This window comes from Oribacterium sp. HCP28S3_H8, from assembly GCF_052064775.1.
Lineage (GTDB): Bacteria > Bacillota > Clostridia > Lachnospirales > Lachnospiraceae > Oribacterium.
On sequence record NZ_JBQHUZ010000004.1, the window covers coordinates 279,796 to 304,684 of the forward strand.

The 24,889-nt window shown below is 48.5% G+C and carries 18 protein-coding genes and 1 tRNA gene; 18 read left to right on the plus strand and 1 reads right to left on the minus strand.

Going from position 1 to position 24,889, the window contains the following annotated elements; translation table 11 throughout:
- Positions 1-169 precede the first annotated feature (169 nt).
- Complete coding sequence (locus ACTNEN_RS06950; RefSeq protein ID WP_441205379.1) at positions 170-1,315, minus strand: prolyl oligopeptidase family serine peptidase; 1,146 nt, start codon at positions 1,313-1,315, stop codon at positions 170-172.
- 210 nt (positions 1,316-1,525) lie between these two features.
- On the opposite strand from ACTNEN_RS06950, the gene ACTNEN_RS06955 reads away from it, so the two are divergent.
- From ACTNEN_RS06955 to eno, 18 genes are all read left to right on the plus strand, one after another.
- Positions 1,526-2,134, plus strand: coding sequence for a TetR/AcrR family transcriptional regulator (locus tag ACTNEN_RS06955; RefSeq protein WP_441205380.1), 609 nt, complete (start codon positions 1,526-1,528; stop codon positions 2,132-2,134).
- A gap of 5 nt (positions 2,135-2,139) precedes the next feature.
- Entirely contained in the window at positions 2,140-3,384 is a 1,245-nt protein-coding gene (locus ACTNEN_RS06960) for a cation:proton antiporter (protein ID WP_441205381.1), read from the plus strand.
- 239 nt (positions 3,385-3,623) lie between these two features.
- Positions 3,624-4,226, plus strand: a complete 603-nt coding sequence (locus tag ACTNEN_RS06965) for an AAA family ATPase (protein ID WP_441205382.1) — start codon at positions 3,624-3,626, stop codon at positions 4,224-4,226.
- Positions 4,227-4,422: 196 nt separating this feature from the next.
- Positions 4,423-6,171, plus strand: coding sequence for an ABC transporter ATP-binding protein (locus ACTNEN_RS06970; protein ID WP_441205383.1), 1,749 nt, complete (start codon positions 4,423-4,425; stop codon positions 6,169-6,171).
- The gene (locus ACTNEN_RS06975; protein ID WP_441205384.1) at positions 6,164-8,110 is read left to right on the plus strand and encodes an ABC transporter ATP-binding protein; all 1,947 of its coding nucleotides are present in this window, start codon (positions 6,164-6,166) and stop codon (positions 8,108-8,110) included. Before ACTNEN_RS06970 ends, ACTNEN_RS06975 begins: the two co-directional genes overlap by 8 nt.
- A gap of 659 nt (positions 8,111-8,769) precedes the next feature.
- Positions 8,770-10,506, plus strand: coding sequence for a Na/Pi cotransporter family protein (locus tag ACTNEN_RS06980; RefSeq protein ID WP_441205385.1), 1,737 nt, complete (start codon positions 8,770-8,772; stop codon positions 10,504-10,506).
- Positions 10,507-10,684: 178 nt separating this feature from the next.
- Complete coding sequence (locus ACTNEN_RS06985) at positions 10,685-11,359, plus strand: winged helix-turn-helix domain-containing protein (protein WP_441205387.1); 675 nt, start codon at positions 10,685-10,687, stop codon at positions 11,357-11,359.
- A gap of 17 nt (positions 11,360-11,376) precedes the next feature.
- Complete coding sequence (locus tag ACTNEN_RS06990) at positions 11,377-12,702, plus strand: ATP-binding protein (RefSeq protein ID WP_441205441.1); 1,326 nt, start codon at positions 11,377-11,379, stop codon at positions 12,700-12,702.
- Positions 12,703-12,880: 178 nt separating this feature from the next.
- Entirely contained in the window at positions 12,881-15,532 is a 2,652-nt protein-coding gene (locus ACTNEN_RS06995; RefSeq protein ID WP_441205388.1) for a CapA family protein, read from the plus strand.
- Between the two features lie 329 nt (positions 15,533-15,861).
- A complete protein-coding gene (locus ACTNEN_RS07000; protein WP_441205390.1) occupies positions 15,862-17,001 on the plus strand; it encodes a sodium ion-translocating decarboxylase subunit beta in 1,140 nt (379 codons plus the stop codon).
- A gap of 353 nt (positions 17,002-17,354) precedes the next feature.
- Positions 17,355-17,427: transfer RNA gene (locus tag ACTNEN_RS07005), tRNA-Thr, on the plus strand.
- A 243-nt stretch (positions 17,428-17,670) separates the two neighbouring features.
- Positions 17,671-18,336, plus strand: a complete 666-nt coding sequence (locus ACTNEN_RS07010) for a cupin domain-containing protein (RefSeq protein WP_441205391.1) — start codon at positions 17,671-17,673, stop codon at positions 18,334-18,336.
- 57 nt (positions 18,337-18,393) lie between these two features.
- The gene (locus tag ACTNEN_RS07015) at positions 18,394-18,579 is read left to right on the plus strand and encodes a ferredoxin (protein ID WP_441205392.1); all 186 of its coding nucleotides are present in this window, start codon (positions 18,394-18,396) and stop codon (positions 18,577-18,579) included.
- A gap of 251 nt (positions 18,580-18,830) precedes the next feature.
- Positions 18,831-19,685, plus strand: a complete 855-nt coding sequence (locus ACTNEN_RS07020) for a glycerophosphodiester phosphodiesterase family protein (protein WP_441205393.1) — start codon at positions 18,831-18,833, stop codon at positions 19,683-19,685.
- 43 nt (positions 19,686-19,728) lie between these two features.
- Positions 19,729-20,124, plus strand: coding sequence for a hypothetical protein (locus ACTNEN_RS07025; RefSeq protein ID WP_441205395.1), 396 nt, complete (start codon positions 19,729-19,731; stop codon positions 20,122-20,124).
- A 275-nt stretch (positions 20,125-20,399) separates the two neighbouring features.
- Positions 20,400-21,548 (plus strand): NlpC/P60 family protein, encoded by a 1,149-nt coding sequence (locus ACTNEN_RS07030; RefSeq protein WP_441205396.1) that lies wholly within the window; start codon positions 20,400-20,402, stop codon positions 21,546-21,548.
- A 175-nt stretch (positions 21,549-21,723) separates the two neighbouring features.
- Positions 21,724-22,209, plus strand: coding sequence for a choline-binding protein (locus tag ACTNEN_RS07035; protein ID WP_441205398.1), 486 nt, complete (start codon positions 21,724-21,726; stop codon positions 22,207-22,209).
- 302 nt (positions 22,210-22,511) lie between these two features.
- On the plus strand, positions 22,512-23,810 hold the full coding sequence (gene eno, locus ACTNEN_RS07040) for a phosphopyruvate hydratase (protein ID WP_441205400.1): 1,299 nt from the start codon (positions 22,512-22,514) through the stop codon (positions 23,808-23,810).
- Positions 23,811-24,889: the final 1,079 nt, after the last annotated feature.

The window sequence follows — 24,889 nt, forward strand, 5'->3', positions numbered from 1 at the left end:
TGCTATGATAAAAATATTTTAACGACGGGGCCGTATACCGTTAGGATCGACCTGAAAAAGATCAGTGACAACTAAAGCAGCGTAAAAAAATACCGTCCGCAAGGAGCCGCGAACGGTATATATGGCAAGATTTGAGATAGTTCTTCACAGGATCGGATATTGCGATCCATCAAGCCTTGCTCTGGGCAAACAGCCAGTCACGGATGGCACTGAATTTATAGGCATAATCGAACGCTGCCATATGCTCGCTTGTGCCTTTTCCAGAGGTATCTGAGTTTTCCGGAAGGACGGTTCCTTTGGTCCAGCTGATAAAGTTATAATCGGAGCCCTGGCTGATGACTTTTTCAATTGCCGCATTGACCTCATCCTCGGTACCCTTGGCATTGACATCGGTTGCCTCGGCATAGCTGAGACTATCTGTGGTCAGCAAGTCCTTAACCTCTGTCTGCCCTTCATAGGCCTTATCATCACCCTCGGCAACAACATAGAAAAATTTCTGAGACTCAAGACCGGAAAGCTTGGTGATATCCCACTGTCCATCCACAAAAAGCTCTGCCGCAAACAGATCCGGATTGGCCGAAGCGGTGATCAGCATTGTCATGCAGCCCATGGACTGTCCGGTAGCATAAATGCGGTTGGAATCTACGGAATACTTTTCTTCTACGGAAGCTATGATATCCGGCACGATATCTACATATTTCGTTGTGGTAAATCCGCCATTATTATCGTCAAGGATGGTTACCGGGAAGGACGGAACCAGAACAATGCACTCGTGCTTTGCCTGTTCCTCATCGGATGCCCAGATCAGACCGCCCCAGCCTTGTGTGAGGGAAACAGAAGGATCATCACCGGTTGTGGAGGAGTCACCGATAAACACAACCATTGGATAGGATTTTGATGCATCATAGTCTGCCGGCAGGAAAATGTTATAGTCCACGCTCAGACCGCTGGCTTCATCAGTGTAGGTTTCTACAGTAAATTTATCTGTGAGCTCGGAGATCATGCTCTGTAGCTCTGTATCCGAGGACTTGTCAAGTCCGCCATAACCTCCGCCAACCTGACCGGCAACAACACCGTTTCCGCCGCCTGCTGGATGATCATCCTTGGAAGCAGAATCACCTGCTTTCGAGGAAGTTTCTTCCGCGGCTAAGCTGCTTTCAGTGTCTGATCCGGTCGTGCTTTCTGCTTCTGAAGCTTGAGAAACGGAAGCTTCTGAAGCTTCTAAAGTGCTTGTTGTCGTCTTAGATGCTCCGCAGGCAGTTGCTGATGCAAGGACACCCAAGGTAAGTAATGCTGCAAATACGTTGTTTTTCATCTTGTTTACCTTTCTCATCCGGACTTATGCCTTACGGCTGCACGATGAAGTATGAATTATTGAATCACGAGTTATGTTCTAGCATAGAATCCTGAAAAGAAGCTGAAACAAAAAAAGTTAAATAAAAATATAGCACTTATTGACCACATGGTCTATAAGTGCTATATTTTTATTTCGACCAGTTGGTCAATAATTATTTCGAGGCCTATTATGAAACGAGAAGAAAAAAATCAACTGACACGGTCTAAAATACTGGATCATGCAAAAATTGAGTTTGCCGGACATGGGTATGAGGCTGCATCTCTAAATACCGTCTGCCAAAACGGAAATCTTTCCAAGGGAATTATCTATCATTATTTTAAGTCCAAGGATGATTTATATCTTGCATGCCTGGAAAACTGCCTGCAGCGGCTCAATGCATATATGCGGGAGGGACTGTCGCAGGAGGTATCCCGCGATCAGATGCTTAACTATTATTTTGATCTAAGACTTAAATATTTCCGGGCGCACGAAACGGATGCAAGGCTTTTTTGTAATGCGGCTTTTTTTCCACCGGAGCATCTGAAAGAAAAAATACTTATGCTGAGAAAAGATTTCGACGAGACCAATGACGCATATATCCTCCAATTCCTGAAGCTGAGCGATCTCAGGCAGGATTTGTCCATTGAGGATATCCTGCAGGCTTTCAGGAGAATGCAGGACTACCTTAATGCAGGCGAACATTTCGGAGAAAATACATTCGCAGACGTTGAGCGGCATGAGCAGAATGTCCGAAATGTAATCAATATATTTATGTATGGAATTATTGCAAGGAGATGAGAGCCATGGAAATATGTCTTTTAAGCCTGAGATGGTGCGCGGTGCTTGTGGCTGCGTTTTACTTTGGAAAACTAATGTCCAGAATCAAGATGCCTGCGATCCTCGGCTGGCTGATTGCAGGGATGCTTTTTGGACCCTTTGGATTTGGAATGCTGCCGCAGAATGTACTGGATAACCCGGTCTATAAAATCATCATTACCTGGATGCAGTGCGCATTTGGCTTGATGCTGGGGACAGAGCTTGTCTGGTCGAGAATTCATCAATACGGGTGGGCTCTCATCATCACCACGTTAACACAGTCGCTTGGTACATTTCTAATTGTATCCTGTGCCTTTGCCATCCCGATGATGATGGCTGGCTACCCCATATGGCTGGCGCTTGCCTTTGGCAGTATCGCACTTGCAACAGCTCCGGCCCCGGCGCTCTCGATTGTACGCGAGTTTCATACGGATGGTCCGGTAACAGAAACCTTGCTGCCGATGGCGGTACTGGATGATGTTGTAGGCATTGTCGTGCTTTTCAGCGTTGATTCCTTTATCGCAAGCAAGGTTTCCGGCGGCGCTGTTCCGCTGTATATGATTCCAGTCATGATTTTTTTGCCGATTGCCATCGGTGTTCTCACAGGGCTCCCGGCAGGATATGTCCTTAAAAAGAAACCGGTCAAAGGCAAAACCATCGCGGTGCTGCTGAGCGGCATTACGGCTACCGCAGTCATTGGACTGTTTTTTAATAGCTTTGTTGTAAAGGGGATTACACTTAATTACATGCTGATGGGAGTATCCTTCTCCGCAGTATTTTCCAATATGATTCCGCCGAGACAGCTCGATTACACCACCTACTGGTTTAATCCTGTTTTGAATGTGAGCCTGCTGATATCCATCGTGGATCTCGGTGCGCCGCTGGACTATCACCTGATGATCGGCGCCGGACTCTATACGTTTATTTACATCGTATCGCGAGCATGTGGTAAATATTTCGGCGCACGATTTGGTGCAAAGGCAACGCATATGCCGCTAACCGTGCAGAAATATCTGGGGCTTACCCTGTTGCCACACTCTGGCGTATCGCTTGTATTTACCGGGATCCTCTGTGCTGTCATTGCTGCGTCAAGACCGGAGCTGGCAGCAGTGGTTAAGGGCACGATCGCAGCAGCGGCGGTGATCAATGAAATCATAGCCGTGATTGCTGCCAAAAAGGGCTTCCAATTCTCAGGTGAGATTGGCAGACAAATGTCTCCGGGAGAGAGCTAGAACAATAACTGGAAATAGGATAGAAACATATCAATGTCAGGGCAGTAAAAAGACGCAAAGAGCGGTAGAGCGGCAGAACAAGGTGCTTATAATTGATATGAATATTTATTTCCTATAACTGAAATACGGTAAATTTATTTTCCGGAAATTGTTGAATCCGGGTCTTTGTGATGTTAAAATAAATACATAAGGAAGCTCTTTCTCCGAGCGGATAATTTAAGAACGGGAAGGTGAACATTATGAAGGCAAACATTATTACAATTTCAAGAGAGTTTGGTTCCGGCGGTCGTGAGATCGGTCAGAAGCTTGCAGCAAAGCTTGGTATTCCGTTCTATGATAAAGAGATTATTGCGGAAACCGCATACAAGACCGGATTTGCTGAGGAGTATGTCAAGAAACAGGGCGAGTATGCATCTGCGAGAAACTGGTTTGAGTATTCCTTCTCTGCAAGAAACAACAGCTATGGCATGAGTCCGGAGGATTATCTCTGGTCCAAGCAGAGAGAGGTTATCCTGGACCTGGTCAAGAAGGGACCGTGTGTCATCGTCGGACGCTGCGCGGACTATATTCTGAGGGATCGTAATGATGTGCTTAATGTCTTTATCCATGCGGATTATGACAAGCGGATCAAGCGGATCTGTGAGGTCTACAAGGAGCCGGAGCATACGGAAAAGATGTTAAAGGATATCGATAAAAAGAGATCCTTTAATTATAAGTATTATACAGAGCAGACCTGGGGCAAGTCCCAGAACTATGACATCACGCTGGATGCGGGTACGCTGGGCATCGACCAGTGCGTGGACATCATTGCGGAGGTTGCTAAAAAGAATTTGGATAAATAAAACCTATGGCAGAAAAGGGGCTGGATTCCCTTTAGAGTAAATCACAGAAAAGAACTGCAGTATAAATGCTGCGGTTCTTTTCATATCCGGATTTTTTCATCTTCTTCATTGACTATTTAAAAAAAACTCATTAGAATAGCTAAGTTACCCAAATGACACACTATATATGGTATATTTTTTACAGAAAGGAGATTGGATGAACGTTGTTAAAACGCTTATGAAGTCTCTCAGGGAATATAAAACGGCTGCCATGAGGGCACCGTTTTTTGTATTACTGGAATCCCTGATGGAGACGATCATCCCATTTGTTACAGCATCTCTGATCAATAAAATCAAGGCAGGCTGCGGCATGGATGTGATTCTGCGCTATGGTGCCGTCCTTGTAATCATGGCTATGCTCTCGCTGTACTTTGGTATTACAGCCGGGTACGCCAGCGCGACTGCTTCCAGCGGCTTTGCCAGAAACCTCCGAAAGGATATGTTCTATAAGGTTCAGGACTTTTCCTTTGAGAACATCGATCGTTTCCAGACCGCATCTCTTGTGACACGTATGACGACAGACATTCAAAATGTGCAGTTTGCATTTATGATGCTCATCCGTCTCGGCGCGCGCAGTCCGCTGATGCTGATTTTTTCTTTTGTTACGGCATTTATCATGGGCGGCAGAATGGCGATTATTTTTGTCATCGTTATCCCCGTCCTGGGCATAGGGCTCGGCCTGGTTATGCGTGCAGTTATGCCGCTGTTCCGTGCAGTGTTTAAGAAATATGATCGTTTAAATGACTCTGTGCAGGAAAACATCACCGGCATGCGGGTGGTAAAGTCCTATGTGCGTGAGGATTTTGAAAAAGAAAAATTCAACGCAGCAGCAGGAGAGCTGCAGCATGATTTTACCAAGGCAGAGCGGATTCTTGCGTTTAACAATCCGCTGATGCAGCTTTGTCTCTATGCGGTCACGCTTTTTGTACTTTCCTACGGATCCTATACCATCATTACTACGCGCGGACTTGCACTGGATGTCGGACAGTTTTCCGCACTGCTCACCTATAGCTTCCAGATCCTTATGAGTCTTATGATGCTGTCCATGATTTTTGTTATGGTGACTATGTCGGCAGAGTCTGCAGAGCGTATCGGCGAAGTATTGAAGGAGGAGAGTACCCTCAAAAATCCGGCGGAGCCTGTGATGGATGTTGCGGATGGTTCCATTGATTTTAACCATGTAAACTTCAAGTACTCTAAAAACGCGGAGAGAAATGTGCTTTCCGACATCGATCTGCATATCCGTTCCGGTGAAACGATCGGTATCATGGGCGGCACCGGTACCTCCAAGTCTTCATTGATCCAGATGATTTCCCGTCTCTATGACGCGACAGAAGGCGAGGTTCTTGTAGGTCATGTGAATGTAAAAGACTATGATCTTGTCACGCTGCGCGATCAGGTGGCAGTCGTTCTCCAGAAAAATGTGCTGTTTTCCGGAAGCATCAAGGAGAACCTTCGCTGGGGGGATCCAGACGCAACTGATGAGGAAATGAAGCATGCGTGCGAGCTTGCACAGGCGGATGAATTTATCCAGCAGTTCCCGGATAAGTATGATACCTATATTGAGCAGGGCGGTTCCAACGTTTCCGGTGGTCAGAAGCAGAGACTCTGTATTGCGCGGGCGTTACTGAAGCATCCTAAGGTATTGATCCTGGATGATTCGACATCCGCTGTCGATACCAGGACGGATGCGCTGATCCGTAAGGGCTTAAAGGAGTATATTCCGGAGACCACTAAGATCATCATTGCTCAGCGAGTATCCTCCGTGCAGGATGCAGACCGTATCATTATTATGGATGGCGGACGGATCTCCGATATTGGTACCCATGAGGAGCTTCTCAGCCGCAGCCGTATTTATAAGGAAGTGTATACTTCCCAGAACAAGGGAGGTGAAGATCATGCGTGAGCAGCAGATTTCAGCAGATAAGGCAAACCCGAAGGGTCAGCAGAAGACGGATCGTCTGAGTGGAATAAAGGATGGCACTCTCACAAGACTCATCCGTACACTTTTTTCCTTTTATCCAAAGCTCCTGCCGTTTACCTTGATCTGCATACTGATCAATGCAGTCGTCAGTGCGATTCCGGCATTGTTCCAGCAGCAGGTGATTGCGGTGATCGAGCAGAACTGGAAAACCGGGAACTGGGAAGCAGCCGAGGGCAAAATCATTCCCCTTGTACTTCTGCTGGCAGGACTTTATGTGATCTCGCTTTTGGCAGGTGTCATTTATAATCAGTGCATGGCGGTGATCACGCAGGGCTCGCTTGCCAAATTCCGTATCAAGATGTTTGACGGGATGCAGGATCTGCCGATCAAGTACTTTGATACCCATAACCATGGCGATATCATGAGCTACTATACCAATGATGTGGATACGCTGCGCCAGATGATTTCCGTGTCGGTACCACAGCTTCTGCTGTCTGCGGTTTCCCTGCTTACAGTGTTTATTCTGATGCTGTACTATAGTTTCTGGATGACACTCGTAGTGGTTGGCGGTGTGGTGATCATGCGCAGGGTGATTATGAAGGTCGGCGGCGGTTCTTCCCGCTATTTCATCAAGCAGCAGGCACAGGTGGCTAAGACCGAGGGCTTTATCGAGGAGATGATGAACGGCGAGAAGGTCATCAAGGTCTTTAACCATGAAAAGGCAGCGGAGGCCGATTTTGACGCTATCAATGATGAGCTGTTCCGGGTTTCGGAGCGCGCCAACAGATATGCCAATACCCTTATGCCGATCCTCGGAAATATCGGAAATATCCTGTATGTGGTGCTTGCCATTGTCGGAGGATTACTGCTGGCATTGCATGTTCCAAATGTAAGCCTTTCCGGGCTTGCGTTTTCCATCTCGGTTTTTGTCCCCTTCCTTAACATGGAGAAGCAGTTTGCGGGTCAGATTGGTGCAATTTCCAACCAGATCAATGCGATTGTCATGGGACTTGCCGGTGCACGGCGGATTTTTGCGCTTCTGGATGAAAAGCCGGAGGAGGATCATGGCTTTGTCACACTGGTACAATGCAAGGAAAAGGACGGTAAAATTGTCGAGACCGATGAGCGTACCGAGCAGTGGGCATGGAAAAATGTATTGCATGACGGAACCGTGGAATACCGGAGACTGCAGGGAGATGTCGAGCTCAAGGATGTGGATTTCTCCTATGACGGCAGGAAGGTTGTGCTGCATGATGTGAATGTTTTTGCAAGACCTGGTCAGAAGGTCGCCTTTGTTGGCGCCACCGGAGCCGGTAAAACCACGATCACCAATCTGATCAACCGCTTCTATGATATTCAGAAGGGTTCGATCACCTATGACGGCATTGACATCAGTCATATCCGGAAAAATGACCTTCGTAAGTCACTGGGCATTATTCTGCAGGATACGGTGCTCTTTACCGGAACGGTTATGGAGAACATCCGTTATGGAAAGCTGGATGCAACAGATGAGGAGTGCATTGCGGCAGCGAGACTTGCCGGTGCGGATGATTTTGTAAGGAGACTGCCGGAGGGCTACAATACGGAGCTGCTTGCCAACGGCGCAAACCTCTCGCAGGGACAGAGACAGCTGCTTGCCATTGCGAGAGCAGCAGTTGCGGACCCGCCGGTTATGATCATGGATGAGGCAACCTCTTCCATTGATACCCGTACGGAAGCAATTGTCCAGAAGGGTATGGATGCGTTGATGGCGGGTCGTACGGTATTTGTTATTGCGCATCGCCTGTCTACGGTTCAGAACTCGGATGTCATCATGGTACTGGATCACGGCAGAATCATCGAGCGGGGCTCGCATGAGGACCTGATCAAGGCGCACGGAAGCTATTATCAGCTGTACACCGGAGCCTTTGAGCTGGAGTGACAGACCGGAATTTAAAGCAAGGGCTTCTCGCAGCCCTTCTTAATGTGAGCTATCGGCCTATAGTGATATTTTTTATAAAATATACCCGAATCAGCGGATAAGAAGGGCTAGGAAAGACGCCTCAGCGGCGGACTTTCGGCCTATATGAGAATATTTTGAAAAAGTACCCGAAAAAGAGTTCAAAATTCGGGTACTTTTATTTTTTTTTATTGATATAGGCCGAAAACGCTCCATTAACTATCTTGCGACGGATAGTTTTGCCGGATTTTCCGCTTTGATTCGGGTATATTTGTTTGAATTGTTGTTTCCAGGCCGAAAACGTGGCGGCAATCATTACGCTGAGCCGAGATTGCGGCATCTCCCCAATCAAATTAAAATCTGATTGGGGAGATGTTGGAAGCTTCGGCTCTTTTTTGCAATTTACAGACGCTTTACGCCATAATTCGTCGGATTTTACATAGATTTTACATTTCATCGTATGTTAATTTAACAGAAGCCCTGCATATTGGAGATAGTGAAATGGTGGAAACGACCATGTAATATTTCGCTATGCCGCGCATACGGACAAACGCAGGTGTGCTCGATCATAAAAACGCGTCCATATGCAAAGCAGCAGCTTACACTGAACCTGAAACCATCATAAATATGAGGTAAAATTTATGTCATCAGTCATAACGACACTTTTTGGGCTATTTGGCGGTCTTGCGATGTTCCTGTATGGGATGAACAGCATGAGTGAGGCACTGCAAAAAGCGGCGGGCGAGCGAATGAAGTCGATCCTTGGCTTCCTCACACGGAATCCGTTTATGGGCGCTCTGGCAGGCGCGCTTGTTACCGCAATCCTGCAGTCTTCCTCCGCAACCACTGTTATGGTGATCGGTTTTGTCAGCGCGGGACTTATGGGACTCCCACAGGCGATCTCCGTGATCTTTGGTGCCAACATCGGTACCACGATGACGGCACAGCTAATCGCATTTGATATCAGCGATTACATTTACCCCATTCTTTTTGTCGGATTTATGATTAACTTCATTTCCAAAAAAGAAAAAGTCAAAAACATTGGAATGGTGATTTTCTCTTTTGGACTTTTATTTGAAGGGATCCAGATCATGTCTTCCGTAATGAAGCCGCTGGCTGCCAGCCCGATTTTTACTCATCTTATGGCCAAGGTTTCAGATATCCCGGTGCTTGGAATTCTGCTCGGTCTTGTCATGACCCTGGTGGTACAGTCTTCATCGGCAACGATTGCAGTGCTGCAGAGCTTTGCTTCACAGCCTGCGGCAGATGGTATCAGTTCCGCAATCGGTCTTGCCGGAGCAATCCCGATTTTGCTGGGTGACAATATCGGAACGACGATCACAGCGTTGCTTGCGTCTGTCGGCCAGTCCCGGAATGCCAAGCGCACTGCAGTTGCGCACAGCATCTTTAATATTTCCGGTTCGATTTTGTTTTCCTTTATCATCCCTCTTTTTGCCGGCTTTGTACGGATGATTTCCCCTAAAGGTCCGGAAATCCAAGTGATTTCCCGCCAGATCGCCAACGCCCACACCTGCTTTAACATTGCCATGACCATCATCTGGCTTCCTCTGATCGGACTTATGGTGAAGATCGTCATGACACTGATTCCGGAAAAACAAGGAGATGCTATGGAAGCGTCTGTGCCAATGTACTTAGACCGCAAGATGCTCAATCAGCCTGTGCCGGCGCTCTATCTTGTATCGCAGGAAATCCGCCGCTGCCTGGATAATGTTGAGGAGCTGTTCCATCTCACAAGAGTTGAGCTTCGGGGTGTACCGGAGAAGGGAGAGAAGAGTCTGGCACTCACGGAAAAAACATTTGCACAGGCATATCAGGATACGAAGGTTATCCAGAAAAGTATTATTGACTATCTGTCCGAAATGTTTACGGTAGGATCTCTTTCACAGGAGCAGTCCGAGCAGGCATCCGGTCTTATGGCGGTGATTAATGATATCGACCGTGTGTCCGACCGACTGCATGACATCGTGCGTTCTTCGGAAACCGCAGAGCAGGAGGGAAATGCCTTTTCCAGGGATGCAGTCAAGGAGCTCGCGGTCTGCGTCAACGCGGCGGAGAGTATGTTCCGTAAGGCTGTCGCCATGCTGGAGCGGCACGAGGCAGATGCGGACGGCGGTGCGGAAATGATTCAGAAGGCTAAAAATAAGCTGAGAAAAAGCGGCAAGCAGTTCAGCAAGGCGCATTTTGCGAGAGTTCGCGATGGTGTCTGCAGCGAGGCCATGACGCCAATCTACTCGGATATTCTAAGCAATATGGACCGTATTGCGGATAACTGTGTGAGCATTTCCGAGGAGACATTAGACAATGTAAGACTCCTGAATCCTGAGGATCTCGGCCTGGGGATGAAGGCGGAGGCATGAGCTTGATCAGATCGATCCTAGAGCTTCATGTCTGGTGATTTTTATGCCGTGACAGGTAAATTACCGTAGATTTATACATATACTCAGGTTGGATTTTAATTACATGGGGGATGGGACTTATGCCATTGCCATGGAGCTGCTGTAGGATTAACGCTGAGAATAACAGAGGGACGGGTTTATGATTTACTGTGTGGAAGATGATGACAACATCAGAGAGCTTGTAGTATATACCCTGGATAGTACCGGTCTTCCTGCCAAGGGGTTTCCGGGCGGGAGAGAATTTGAAGCGGCAGTGCAGAATGAGCTTCCGGAGCTTGTGCTTCTGGACATCATGCTGCCCGGGGAGGATGGGATCTCACTGCTCCGCAGGTTCCGGGCATCTGCCGCGACCAAAAACATTCCCGTGATTATGCTGACTGCCAAGGGCGCGGAATATGACAAGGTGCAGGCACTGGACATTGGGGCGGATGATTATGTCACAAAGCCCTTTGGTATGATGGAGCTTGTGTCCCGCATCAAGGCGGTACTCCGGAGAGCGAACCGAAGTAGTTCTGGATCCCCGGATATGCTTGAGGTAGGAAGCATTCGCATGGATACCCGGAAGCATCTTGTGAATGTGGACGGGCAGAACATTGACCTTACGCTTAAGGAATTTGAGCTCCTTAACAAATTTATGATGAATACCGAGGTTGTGCTGACGAGGGAGCAGCTGCTTACGGACATCTGGGGCTATGATTTCAATGGCGAAACGCGCACGGTGGATGTGCATGTGAGGACGCTCCGGCAGAAGCTCGGAGCAGCGGGCGACATGATCCAGACGGTTCGCGGTGTCGGATATAAGCTTGTGGAGTGATGGGCTTTATGAAATCAATGCGTAAAAAAATCCAGTCAAGCATGCTGCTGGTGGTGTTGACAACGCTTGCCATCGCATATGCCATCACGCTCTTTTTTGTCTATGGTAGAGTGCGGACGCTCGCTGAGGAGGATGTCCGGTATGAGACGGAATATCTTGCCGCAGCGCTCAATATTTCCGGGGAGGGATTTCTGCAAGAGATGGATGCAGTGGAGCCGGGCAGCCGTCTTACGCTGATTGATACGGATGGAACTGTGCTTTATGATTCGGAGGAGCATGGCGAGCCTCTTGAGAATCATGGAGACCGACCGGAAGTGAGAGCAGCATTTGAACATGGGATCGGGCAGGATGCCCGCCGTTCCGATACGCTCCGGCAGGATATGTTTTATTGTGCAGAGCGGCTCTCGGACGGTAAAGTTATACGCATTTCAAAGCCAGTGCGGAGTGTTTTGTTTACTGCACTGGAAATTCTTCCGGTCATGCTGCTGATCGGCGCTTTGATGCTTGCCTTTGCAGCTTATGTCGCCAACCAGCAGGCAGAGCATCTGGTGGAGCCGATCAACCACCTGGATCTGGATGATCCGCTTAACAACAACGATACCTATGAGGAGCTGACACCGCTTTTGCATCGTATTGACGAGCAGAACCGGGCCAAGGATGCACTTGCGGATATGCGTAAGGAGTTTTCTGCCAATGTTTCTCACGAGTTAAAAACGCCGCTTACGTCCATTTCCGGCTATGCTGAGATTATCAGAGACGGACTTGTCAAGCCGGAGGATATTTCCAATTTTTCGGATCGCATATATAAAGAAGCCAACCGTCTGGTCAATCTGATCAATGATATCATGAAGCTGTCCCGCCTCGATGAAAATAAGATCGGGCTGGACTGGGAGAATGTTAATCTCTACGCGCTTGCCCGCGAGGTGATACAGCGGCTTGGACCGAGGGCTGCGGAATTTGATGTCCGGGTGACATTATCCGGGGAGGATTGTACGATCCGCGGAATCCGGCAGGTACTGGATGAGATGATCTATAATATTGTAGAGAATGCCATCAAGTATAATAAAAAAGGCGGCAGTGTGGAGGTCTGGGTCGGAAAGGATATTTCCGGTAAAAAGCTTGTTGTATCGGATACCGGCATCGGCATCCCGGAGGCCGAGCAGAACCGGATCTTTGAGCGTTTTTACCGGGTAGATAAAAGCCGTTCCAAGGAGCGGGGCGGTACCGGACTCGGACTCTCCATCGTAAAGCATGGCATCGAGCTGCACCATGCCAGGATTTCCCTTCACAGTGAGCTTGGCGTCGGAACTACGATCGGTATCATCTTTAACGAGGATGTATAAGGCCGGGCTGGACGTGCTTGGCTGAGAGTCAGCCATATGGATGGAATGCGCGCCGAGGCAGCCATCCTCTCCCGTCAAATTTTAATTTTGAGGCTATGAGATTCTGTGTTAAGATATAGTATAATTTGAGAGAGCTTCCTATTGGCAGACATCAGGAAACTCTTTTTATGAGGTATGTATGGATAAGCAGAATCAACAGAATGAGTCGGATCAGACCACGATCCGTAAGCATATTGACGAGATCCGCAGAATCGGAAACATTCGCGAGGAACGGGTGCCGATCCAGGCAGATATTTATAATCTCAAAGACCCCGAGATTAAGGCACAGCAGGATGCGTTTCGGCAGAGGGTCGAGACGGAAAAGCTGGACCAGAAGCTCGCGGAGAAGCAGAAGCTGGAGGAGCTGGGGCTCACAGAGGAGGAGTATCGTAAGGCACAGCAGGATGCGGCCCGGAAAGAGCAGGAGTCACAGCTTGAGAAGCTTCAAAGCGTAAAAAAAGAGGAGCAGCTGGAGCGTCTCCGGATCCAGCGGGAGGAAGCCATGAAAACCTGTACCCGTGGCAAGTCCCGTAAGGCAAAGCACCTTGAGGAGGGTGATCTTGAGGAGGAGTCTCTGGATCTGGAGGAGCCGGTAGAACGCCCGGCGGAGAATTTGCGTAAAAGCGCGGTGGAAGGTCCGGCAGGAGACATAGCAGCAAATCCGCCCGAAGCGGAGGCAGTACGACCAGTAGAGATCGATGAAGCTTCGGAACAAAGGGCTGATACAACATCAGATCAAAACACGGTTCCGGCATCAGAGAAACCAATCCGGGAGCTTGCCGAGGAGTTTGATAAGGCCGAGGCGATCCGCAGGCGGGAGCTTTCTGAAAATAAAGCGCAGGCAGAGATTGACGCCAGGGCAAAAGAAGCAGAAACCAGGGAGCAAGAGCAAAGAGAGTACCAGGACCAGCTTAAGCTTATGGCGGATCTTCAGAGGTGGAATAAGGAGGATCAGGACAGGGCTGCCCGGGAGCAGTCGGAATATGAACGGAAACGCGCGGAATCAAGGCGGCAGGAGCAGATGGAGCAGCTTCGGATGCAGAAGCGCACCCGCAAAAAAGGTGGATATACAGAAGCGGAGGCAGACACAGACCCGGATGCAAGTAACAAGCGCCCTGAAGCAGCCGCTGCTCATGACACCCCGATTCCGGCATCCACTGTATCCAAAGAGACCGGGGGACACCGCCCGCATGGCAGGATGGTGAAACGTGTCACAAATCATCCGGCAATCGGTGGAACCGGAACGGAATTTGAAGCTTTAGAGGAAGCCGGGTCCGAGACCGGAATGAACCATACATCCGTAAGCGCTGGAGAGAGTCAGAGGATTGCGCCGTATCCGATCCGGGCTGACCGCCACACAGGGCATATTAAGGAGGAGTTTTGGGATCATACCGACGAGGGACATCATCCGGGCATGGTAGTCTTAGCTGTGATCGGTGTTGTGCTTTTGCTCGAAGTGGTTTTTACACTACTGTTTACATTCAATGCAGGTTTCCGGAAAAATGCCGAAGGGTTTATCAACTGGGCTGGACCGCAGATCCCCGGGGTGCGCCATTTTTTTCCGGACGACGCTGGCACGGGAAACGGTGACGGCGATGCGCAGGCCGCGGGTGACGCAGATGGCAGCGGTGCGGAAGAGGCAATGGACGGCGCGGTCAGGCTGATGTTTGGCGGTGATGTTTACCTCTCGGAGTATGCCCTCAACGCCTATCAGAGTAAGGGCGACATCACCGGAGTCGTATCTCAGGACTACCTCGACGCAATCAGCCATGCGGACTTTTTTATGGCGAATGAAGAATTTCCGTTCAGTACCCGCGGGGACGCGGCGGAAAACAAGCAGTATACATTTAGAGTGGATCCTGCGCATGTAAATATTTTAAGTGAGATGGGCCTTAAGCTTGTGACGCTTGCCAACAATCACACGCTGGATTATGGAGAGGACGCGCTTGGGGATACCATTGAGACACTGGAAAATGCCGGGATTCAGTATGTCGGCGCCGGCAAGAATCAGGAGCTTGCGAGACGCCCGCTGATTCTGAATATCAAAGGCAAGACCTTTGCATTTTTTGGCTGCACCAGAGTCATGCCGGAAATCGACTGGGCTGCGGGACCAAATGAACCGGGACTGTTTTCGGCTTATGACAATGCAGAACAGCTGACCAAGGAAATCAAGGATGTCCGGCGGCAGGTGGATTATGTCGTTGTGTACATGCACTGGGGCGAAGAGCGGGCGGTGCAGCCCAACTCGGTGCAGACGGACATGGGACATGCACTGATTGATGCCGGCGCAGATCTCGTGGTTGGAGCGCATCCGCATGTGCTGCAGGGAATTGAATACTACAATGGCAAGCCGATCGTATACAGCCTTGGAAATTTTGTCTTCGGAAGCTCGATCCCAAGCACCGCGCTGCTGGAAGTGACCTTTGGAGCGGAAAGCGGAAACGGGGAAACCGAAACAGAAATGGAGTCCGGGTCAAGGTCCGAGGCGGCTTTGACAAAATCAGCCGGACAGTCATCGATGACTTCTAAAAATAAGAAGCAGAAGTCTTCTGAGGAAGATGCGTCCGGACTTAAGCTTCGCATCCTTCCGGGGACTTCCTCTAACGGAAGCACAGTGATGCTGACTGACGCAGGAGACATAAGTAGTGCCTACGACGCCATGGAGCAGATCTCCAACGACATTTCCGTAGATGACGAGGGATATGTGCATGAGGGAGCTGCTTTGAGATCAACGGGAAGTGCCGAGGCAGGCACAACACTGGCGCCAAGCCGCATAGCAGCTGCGAACTGAAGCATAGACTGAAATTTTTGCAAGTGAAAGTCATTGAAGTTTTGTGTATATTATGATACACTTTTTAAGCTTTTGTCGGTTAGAATTGTGCCGTGGAGATGGACGGGACATTTATTTATTTCTGAGGGAAGAGTCTCTGAAACTATGGGCTTCTGTCCTCTTTGGATTCTAGTTTTACCATACGGATCGTGTTATCCGCAGGGATTGCATGTATGCAATGACTTTTATGTCATGCTTATGCGTACAAAATGTGCAGTGGTGCCGTTTGGGGACAGCAAAACCAGATCCATAGACAGGAGAAAACGCTTCAGAATCAATCAGGAGGATAAATGTTAAGTGGATTAAGTTTCCTGTGGGAGGGAATCCTTGCCGTGACATGGCAGCAGATTGTCATGTACATCGTCGGTATCCTGCTCATCTGGCTCGCCATCAAAAAGGAATACGAGCCATCACTTCTTTTGCCAATGGGATTTGGCGCAATTCTTGTCAATCTGCCGGGAACTTCGGCAATCAATCAGATGATGGAGGGCGTGGGAGAGACCCACGGCATCATCCAGTGGCTCTTTGAGAGCGGAATTGCAGCGTCCGAGGCATTCCCGTTACTTCTGTTTATCGGTATTGGCGCGATGATTGATTTCGGACCGCTGCTTGCCAATCCTAAGATGTTCCTTTTTGGCGCCGGCGCACAGTTCGGTATTTTCCTTACCGTTGTTGTTGCCGTGCTGCTGGGATTTGATCTTAAGGATGCGGCTTCCATCGGTATCATCGGTGCTGCGGATGGTCCGACCTCGATCCTTGTTTCACAGGTTCTGCATAGTAATTACATCGGACCGATTGCTGTTGCGGCGTACAGCTACATGGCGCTTGTGCCGATCATTCAGCCGATGGCGATCCGCATGGTTACGACCCGGAAGGAGCGTCTGATCCGGATGGAGTATCGTCCGGGTTCCGTGTCCAAGGCAACGAAGATTGCATTCCCGATCATTGTTACCTTTATTGCAGGCTTTGTAGCACCGGACTCGGTTTCTCTTGTTGGTATGATCATGTTTGGAAATCTGATCCGGGAGTGCGGCGTACTGAACTCTCTGTCACAGACCGCGCAGGATGATCTTGCAAATCTCATCACCCTGCTGCTCGGTATTACGATTTCCTTCTCTATGAGAGCAGAGCAGTTTGTACAGGTTTCCACGATCCTCATCATGGGACTCGGACTGGTGGCGTTTATCTTTGACTCCATCGGCGGGTGCCTGCTTGCAAAATTCATCAACCTTTTCTCTAAGGAAAAGATCAACCCGATGGTTGGCGCAGCCGGCATTTCTGCATTCCCGATGAGCGCGAGAGTCATCCAGAAGATGGGACTCAAGGAAGATCCGACCAACCACCTTTTGATGCATGCGATTGGTGCCAATGTTTCCGGACAGATTGCATCCGCGGTTGCGGGTGGTATCATCCTTGGATTTTTCCGATAAAAGAGAGGTGTGACTATGAGTGCAAATTTACTTCAGGCGCTGAACATCATGTGGCAGGGCATGGCCGGTCTGTTTATCGTGATGATCCTCATCGCACTGATCGTGTATTTCCTGGGAAAGACAGGGAAGTGATTTTACAGGTAAACTAGTAGAGGTCATCCGATTCTCCGCGGTTTTGCGGATTTCGGATGACTTTTTTCTTCACTTCACCGGGAAGATTTCATCCATTTTAGCAAGAAGTTACTCATTCGGATGAATTTAACGCCGAGCGGGTTACGATCCTCCCCGGTTAAGCCTTAATCTTAAAAAATCATATTGAAAATCCGATCAGAATATGGTATATTGTGGAAGTTGCCACAATGGCTCAGTTGGTAGAGCAACGCATTCGTAATGCGTAGGTCGCCGGTTCAAGTCCGGCTTGTGGCTTTTTTTATTACCATAAAGGCATCATCATAAAAGTGCAGTTGGAGAGCGATTCTCTTCAGTCGCATTTTTTATTTGCTTTTGGGACCATGTGCATAATACCCTTGTCTTTTAAAACAAAAATTACTCGATACTACTCTAAAATTACCTGCGCTGAAAATAATGGTAAAAACTTAAATCCGTAACCTATGTGACGGAAATCCCAGGGAATCTGCGGTAGCATAATACTACAGGGAGGGAAATGACATGAGAGAAACCGCAGGAAGGATTTTCAAAATCGCAGAAGACAATCGTCCCGTGCCGGGATGCACCATCTCCAAGCTTGTGAGCGACGAACACGACTTTGGTATCACGTACTTCTCGATGGGAGCCGGTACCCGGATCAGCGCCGAGAGCTATGCTTATCCGAAGCTCATCTATATGGAGGAGGGAAACGTCGAGACGATTGGAGCAGGCGCGGAAAGCCTTCATTCGCCGGTACTTGCCGCCGGGGAGCTGCTGGTAACTCCGGTCAATATCCCGATCGGCTTAAGGACCGGCAAAGAAGCCGTGTATACAGAGATCACACTCAAGGAGGATGCCAAGATGAATGAGATTTTAAAATCCGGCAGTGTTTTTAAATTAAAAGAGCTGCTCCCGTATCAGGAGGGAAAAATTGTCAACATGGATCTGATCGACGAGGATCACCTGACACTCGCACTCATGAGCTTTGATCAGGGAACCGGACTCAGCGAGCATGCGGCGCCGGGCGAGGCACTGATCTGGGCGCTGGATGGAGAAGGCGTCATCGGATATGAGGGAAAGGAATATACCCTGCATGCAGGCGACAATTTCAAGTTTGATAAAAACGGCCGCCATTATGTTAAAGCTGTCAACAGCCGCTTCAAGATGGCACTGCTCCTCACCATGTGAGTAAGCGCGACATCTTACGGTTGATCACATAGATACCATTCATTTTAGGAGGCAATTATGAAGTATGTTGTAAATGACACTTGTATTGGCTGCGGTATGTGTGAAGGCACTTGCCCGGAGGTTTTTAAGGTTGGTGATGACGGCGTTGCGCACGCAATCGCGGAAGAAGTTCCGGCAGGCGCAGAAGAGAGCGCTGCTCAGGCAATGCAGGACTGCCCGGTAGGCGCCATCGAGGAGGCTTAATCCGGGTCTGCCAGTTTGGCGGAAGCGAATGCCTCCGGTCCGGAAACATTCGCAGCACCAAGATAAACTGAAAAACTCATAATGAAAAGGTCGTCAAATGGCGGCCTTTTTTGTTGTCTTGAAATATAAAAATTTACTGAAATATCTGCTATAATGTTTCCTTGCAGATCTTGTTCTGTGATATAAAGTATACGGATTCGTATTGTGACATCAGAGCATAAAACGCAGGGAATCCGGAAGGATGGCATCTATTGAAACATAAGATTAAGCAGCTGGAAAAAATTTCACGTTTTGGCGCTCTGGCAACACTTACAACGCTTACGACGTATCTTTACGGGATCAAGCCGGGAGAGGACCGGGGACGCCGCATGAAGCCATTTGAAGAAACCTATATCGCGCATCGTGGCTTTTTTAAAAACGGTACGGATCATCCCGAGAACTCCATGCCTGCGTTCCGGCGCGCCATCGCCCGGGGATTTGGAATTGAGATGGATGTGCAGATGACGACAGACGGGCATCTGATGGTTTTTCATGATGAAAATATGAAGCGGATGTGCGGCACAAACCGGAAGCTCTGGATGTCCAGGTTCCGGGAGGTGCGGCAGGAGACGCTGCTTAATTCCGGGGAGCATATCCCGGAGCTTCAGACGGTCTTGAATGTCATTGCCGGCAAAGTTCCGCTTGTGCTTGAGATCAAGCCGGACGGCGACTGGAAAAAAACCGCACGGGAGGTTGCCAAGGTGATGGACCAGTATCATGGGATCTGGTGCATGGAAAGCTTCCATCCGCTGATTACGGCATGGTTTCGCTTCCACAGACCATATGTGCTGAGAGGGCAGCTTGCCACAAATTTTTTTAAGGATGAGGAAAATCAGCCAAGGATCGCGCAGTTTGCGCTCAGTAATCTCCTGTTTAATTTCCTTGCAAGGCCGGATTTTATTTCCTATAATCATAAATATTTTAACCAGTTCTCGTACCGCCTGATCCGAAAGCTTTTTCCGGTAGAGAATTTTGCCTGGACAATTCATACGCCGGAGGAGCTTGCGCAGGCACGAAAGCATTTCCAGGTTTTTATATTTGATGGATTTGATCCGACAAAGAGTTGAGCGGATTATATATTATAAAAGGATTATAAAAAGGATTTGACTTATGAATATTTCTTCATACCAGATTCCGGTATTACTCAGTAAAATGACAGAGACAGCTAAGGCGTCAGCCGCTGCAGCAGAAAAGAGCATAGTTGCAGGTGGAAATGCAGTTACTGTAGCGAGTACTGCGGCAGCTGGAAGTACAGCTGTTGCAGAAAGTACAGCTGCGGCACAGACAGACCTGCGTAGACAATTGCTGGATACGATCAAGGCTGTTAACCCTCTCAACCTTTTCATGGAGATTCTCTATGTCTGCGGAGTGGTGCTCTTGATTTATGCGCTCATGCAGCTGGTCCCGGGATTTCAGCAAAATGATGAGAGCTTTAAGAAACGCGGCTTTAAGTTCCTTGTGATTGCCGTGATTCTGATCCTCATCGGGAAATTTATAAGATTTTGAGAAAAAAAGCAGCCGATCATCCGACTACACGCGATTTTGCGACTTTCGGATGACTATTTTTTAAATTCCCCTTAAATCGGATGAACATTCTCTGTAAACGGGCTTGTTTAAATTGCATAGGGATGATTACAAATTTCTTACAGATTATCTTTCCGGCATGTCAGAAAATTAAAATTCCTGGTGCAAATGTTACGATATTAAAAGTTTTCTTGTAATTAAAACGGCATAAGTGTAAAATACGAAACAGTTAATTCTCAGGAAAGGTCTGTTTGCAGATGAAACGATCAAAGAAACTTGCGCTGCGGGTGGCAGGAACTGCTGCCGCAATATCGACAATCATGGCGGCACCGGCATTCGCAGGACGGTGGCAGATAGGCTCCGGCAAAAATGCGGGGAAGTGGTGGTACAACAATCAGGATGGGACATACGCTAAAAACGGGTGGTCCTGGATTGACGGCGATGACGATGGCGTTGCCGAGTGCTATTACTTTGACAGCAATGGCTGGCTTGTTACAGGCAGACAGACTCCGGACGGCTATGCAGTCAATAAAAACGGCGCCTGGGTAGAAAACGGCGTGATCAAGACGGAGGATGTTGCGGGTGCGCAGAATGTTGTCCTCACCTCCGGAGCCAACGAGATTTCCCAAGGCACGATTGAGCTTGGATCAGATATGGCTCTTGGTACGGAGGAGAGCGCACTTCTTCAGCAGGAGGAGATTGAGGAGGATGCCGCCGAGGCGACAGATAAGGCCAATGCAGTTGAGGCGGGTAGAGCACCGACGGACAATACTTCCGGTTCCAAGGACAACTCTAAGGACAGCTCCAAAAACTCCGGAAGTTCAGATAGTTCCAAGAACAGCAGCAAGGATACAAGCTCCTCTGCAAATAGCTCATCCGACGCAGCGAATGCATCCGACCAGTACAGCGGTCCGGGTGCGGGAGGCTCGGGAAGCGTAGTATCTGCCAGTGGTCCGGCAGGTGGAAGCAGCAAGACGAGTAGCAAGTCCGGTTCTAAGAAATCGGTCGGCGGAAGCTCTGCTGAGCTGCCGAAGGCACAGGCGACGGAGCTTGTCGAGTATGCACGTTCCTATATTGGAGAGCTGCCATATGTCTTTGGCGGCACTTCTTTGACAAGCGGTACAGACTGCTCCGGATTTACGCAGTCCGTTTACCGGCACTTCGGGATCAACATTCCGAGAGATTCACGTTCGCAGTATGCATCTGCAACCAAGATTTCCGCATCGGAATTAAAGCCGGGCGACCTTGTGTTCTATGCAAGCGGTAGTTCGCCAAGCAGTATTTACCATGTGGGTATTTATACCGGTAATGGTACTATAGTGCATAATACGCACAGCGGTGACTATGTAAGAGAGCATGACGTGTTCTATGCCACCCCATATGCGTACGGCAGATATACAAAATAAAGAAATTAATATTCACAATTTCTTAATTTGTATTGCATACCATGCCGGGCTATAATCCCATTAGCCTTGGTACTACCTGATTTTCGGATGGAGATCCGGGCGATACAATCAATCAAAGATTAGAATATAAACAAAAATCCGTGCCGGGCAGCATGGATCATGATGGAGGTTTTAAATGAAAAGATTTGCTTTAAAGGCTGCTACAGCTGTTGCTATGCTTTCTATGCTGGCTTCTGTACCGGCAATGGCTAACTGGAATCAGGGCACAGGCGCCAATTCCGGCAAATGGTGGTATCAGAATGCAGATGGCTCCTATCCATCCAATACCTGGCAGTGGATTGATGGCAATAATGACGGTATAGCTGAGTGCTATTACTTTGACGCACAGGGCTGGATGCTTGCCAATACCAAGACACCGGACAACTATGATGTGAATGCAAATGGTCAGTGGGTTGTCAATAATTCGGTACAAACCAAGACGAGTGCTGCAGCCAAGAGGAACGGCATTGTCAAGAAGTACCACAAGGTTAAGGGATCTGCCAGCACCTCCAAGGGTATTGCACCAATCAAAGGAGAGGTTACAGATCAGTATAACTTTACTGCGATTCAGAATCAGACAGACTCCAATGCAGCAGCTTCACAGTCTGTGGATGAGGACTGATTTTAACTCGCTTGCGCTTCCCGGATGATAGATCAATTGCGGACTCAGCGTGAATCACGGGTTCAGCGGAGAACTGTTAACAGAAGGCTGATGGAAAACTTTGGCGGCTATCACATTTAAGCTACGGCTTGGGTGTGGCAGCCGTTTTTTATTTAAATTTCAAATGTTTGGATGATGCATAGATACCACAAGAATATGTGCCGGTACTTGCAATCTGTTAGCAAATATAGTATATTGTTGATGGTTAGTAAAAGCTAACAGCGTTGGCTGCCTAGGCAGCAGAGGACAAGGAGGCAATTATTATGTGGAATAATACGGAAATAGAAAAAGTCGTTGGCCGGCAGATTATTGACAGCCGTGGAAATCCTACGGTTGAAGCCGAGGTTATTTTAACGGACGGATCCGTTGGTCGCGGTGCATCCCCTTCCGGAGCATCTACCGGTGAGTTTGAGGCGCTGGAGCTGAGAGACGGAGATAAGACAAAGTTCGGAGGCAAGGGCGTTTCCAAGGCAGTGGAGAATATCAATACCATCATCGCCCCGGCACTTGAGGGAATGGATGCATTTGACACCTATGCCATTGATGGCAAGATGTTTGAGCTGGACGGAACCAAGGACAAGTCCAAGCTTGGTGCCAATGCGATCCTCGCGGTTTCCATCGCTGCAGCCAAGGCTGCTGCCGCAAGCCTCGGGATCCCGCTGTATCGCTTCTTCGGCGGTGTGCAGGGCAACAAGCTTCCGGTTCCTATGATGAATATTTTAAACGGCGGCGTACACGCAAGTAATTCCGTAGATACACAGGAGTTTATGATTATGCCGGCGGGCGCTTCCAGCTTCCAGGAGGGACTTAGATGGTGCACAGAGGTGTATCATGCATTGCAGAAGCTTCTGAAGGAAGAAGGCAATACAACCGCTGTCGGCGATGAGGGCGGTTTTGCTCCAAACCTTAAGGATGATGAGGATACGATTGAGCATATTCTGGCTGCCATCCGCAATGCAGGATATGAACCGGGCAAGGATTTTGTGCTTGCAATGGATGCGGCATCATCCGAGTGGAAGTCCGAGAAGGGTAAGGGCTTCTATCATCAGCCGAAGTCAGGACGTGATTTCACTTCTGATGAGCTGATTCAGCATTGGAAGAGCCTTGTTGAGAAGTATCCGATCTACTCGATTGAGGATGGTCTTGACGAGGAGGACTGGGAAGGCTGGCAGAAGATGACTCGTGAGCTGGGGGACAAGGTTCAGCTTGTGGGAGATGATCTTTTTGTTACCAATACAGAGCGTCTTGCAAAGGGCATCAAGCTTGGATGCGGCAACAGTATCCTGATCAAGCTTAACCAGATCGGTTCGGTTTCCGAGACTCTGGAGGCAATCAAGATGGCACATAAGGCAGGGTATACTGCCATTGTGTCTCATCGTTCTGGTGAGACAGAGGATACGACGATTGCAGATCTTGCGGTTGCACTCAACACCTGCCAGATCAAGACCGGCGCACCTTCTCGTTCCGAGAGAGTTGCCAAGTACAATCAGCTTCTGCGCATTGAGGAGGAGCTCGGCAGCAGCGCCCAGTACCCGGGATTCGGCGCATTTAACCGGAAGTAAGATAAAGTTAAGTAAAAACTTCTCCGTGCAAACGTACCCGAATCAGCGGCTTAAAAGTGCTTGGCCCGCTGACTATTCAGCGGATTTTCGGCCTATAGAAAAATAATTTGCAAACGTACCCGAAAAAGTATTCAGAATTCGGGTACGTTTTTCTTACCTTGCGAATATAGGCCGAATGACCTTTAAGAATTATCGTATTAAGGATAGTTTCTCTTTGATTTCGGCTGCGATTCGGGTACATTTGATTAGATCGTCGCATATAGGCCGAAACCTGCATCAACAGGTTTATAAAAACCATAAGTGGTATGTTTGACCAAATCATGACATATAGACCAGAACCCGGAACTGAAACAGCTCCCTTTCAAACTAAAGCTTCCGTCGTGGAGATAAGATAGCCACGGTAAATTCATGCTTTCAGCAGACGTCCATCCCCAATGAAGCTAAATTTGAAGGGGAGGTAGTTTCTTGCCTCGCGGGTAATGGCTTCTCGGAACGGATTTTCGGCCTATGATGACGTTTCTTTGGAAACGTACCCGAATCAGCGGCTTAAAAGTGCTTGGCTCGCTGACTTTTCAGCGGGTTTTCGGCCTATAGAAAAATAATTTGCAAACGTACCCGAAAAAGTATTCAGAATTCGGGTACGTTTTTCTTACCTTGCGAATATAGGCCGAATGACCTTTAAGAATTATCGTATTAAGGATAGTTTCTCTCTGATTTCGGCTGCGATTCGGGTACATTTGATCTGATCGGCGCCTATAGACCGAATCCGGCATCCATTAAGGTTTATAAAAACCATAAGTGGTATGTTTGACCAAATCATGACATATAGACCAGAACCCGGAACTGAAACAGCCCCCTTTCAAACTAAAGCTTCCGTGGTGGAAATAAGATAACCACGATAAATCCATGCTTTCAGTAGACGTCCATCCCCAATGAAGCTAAATTTGAAGGGAAGGTAATTTCTTGCCTCGCGGGTAATGACCACCCAAAAGCAAGTTTAATCATCTATGAAGATAAATTTGAAGGGAAGATAGTTTCTGCCCCGTAGGTAATGACTTCCCGCATGCAGCGAGGCGGTA

Coding starts and splice junctions, on each gene's coding strand:
- ACTNEN_RS07015 (WP_441205392.1), top strand. CDS start 18,394: ATGAAGTATGTTGTAAATGACACTTGTATTGGCTGCGGTATGTGTGAA.
- ACTNEN_RS06950 (WP_441205379.1), bottom strand. CDS start 1,315: ATGAAAAACAACGTATTTGCAGCATTACTTACCTTGGGTGTCCTTGCA.
- ACTNEN_RS07030 (WP_441205396.1), top strand. CDS start 20,400: ATGAAACGATCAAAGAAACTTGCGCTGCGGGTGGCAGGAACTGCTGCC.
- ACTNEN_RS07035 (WP_441205398.1), top strand. CDS start 21,724: ATGAAAAGATTTGCTTTAAAGGCTGCTACAGCTGTTGCTATGCTTTCT.
- ACTNEN_RS06960 (WP_441205381.1), top strand. CDS start 2,140: ATGGAAATATGTCTTTTAAGCCTGAGATGGTGCGCGGTGCTTGTGGCT.
- ACTNEN_RS06965 (WP_441205382.1), top strand. CDS start 3,624: ATGAAGGCAAACATTATTACAATTTCAAGAGAGTTTGGTTCCGGCGGT.
- ACTNEN_RS06990 (WP_441205441.1), top strand. CDS start 11,377: ATGCGTAAAAAAATCCAGTCAAGCATGCTGCTGGTGGTGTTGACAACG.
- eno (WP_441205400.1), top strand. CDS start 22,512: ATGTGGAATAATACGGAAATAGAAAAAGTCGTTGGCCGGCAGATTATT.
- ACTNEN_RS06970 (WP_441205383.1), top strand. CDS start 4,423: ATGAACGTTGTTAAAACGCTTATGAAGTCTCTCAGGGAATATAAAACG.
- ACTNEN_RS07000 (WP_441205390.1), top strand. CDS start 15,862: ATGTTAAGTGGATTAAGTTTCCTGTGGGAGGGAATCCTTGCCGTGACA.
- ACTNEN_RS07025 (WP_441205395.1), top strand. CDS start 19,729: ATGAATATTTCTTCATACCAGATTCCGGTATTACTCAGTAAAATGACA.
- ACTNEN_RS06955 (WP_441205380.1), top strand. CDS start 1,526: ATGAAACGAGAAGAAAAAAATCAACTGACACGGTCTAAAATACTGGAT.
- ACTNEN_RS07010 (WP_441205391.1), top strand. CDS start 17,671: ATGAGAGAAACCGCAGGAAGGATTTTCAAAATCGCAGAAGACAATCGT.
- ACTNEN_RS06985 (WP_441205387.1), top strand. CDS start 10,685: ATGATTTACTGTGTGGAAGATGATGACAACATCAGAGAGCTTGTAGTA.
- ACTNEN_RS06995 (WP_441205388.1), top strand. CDS start 12,881: ATGGATAAGCAGAATCAACAGAATGAGTCGGATCAGACCACGATCCGT.
- ACTNEN_RS06975 (WP_441205384.1), top strand. CDS start 6,164: ATGCGTGAGCAGCAGATTTCAGCAGATAAGGCAAACCCGAAGGGTCAG.
- ACTNEN_RS06980 (WP_441205385.1), top strand. CDS start 8,770: ATGTCATCAGTCATAACGACACTTTTTGGGCTATTTGGCGGTCTTGCG.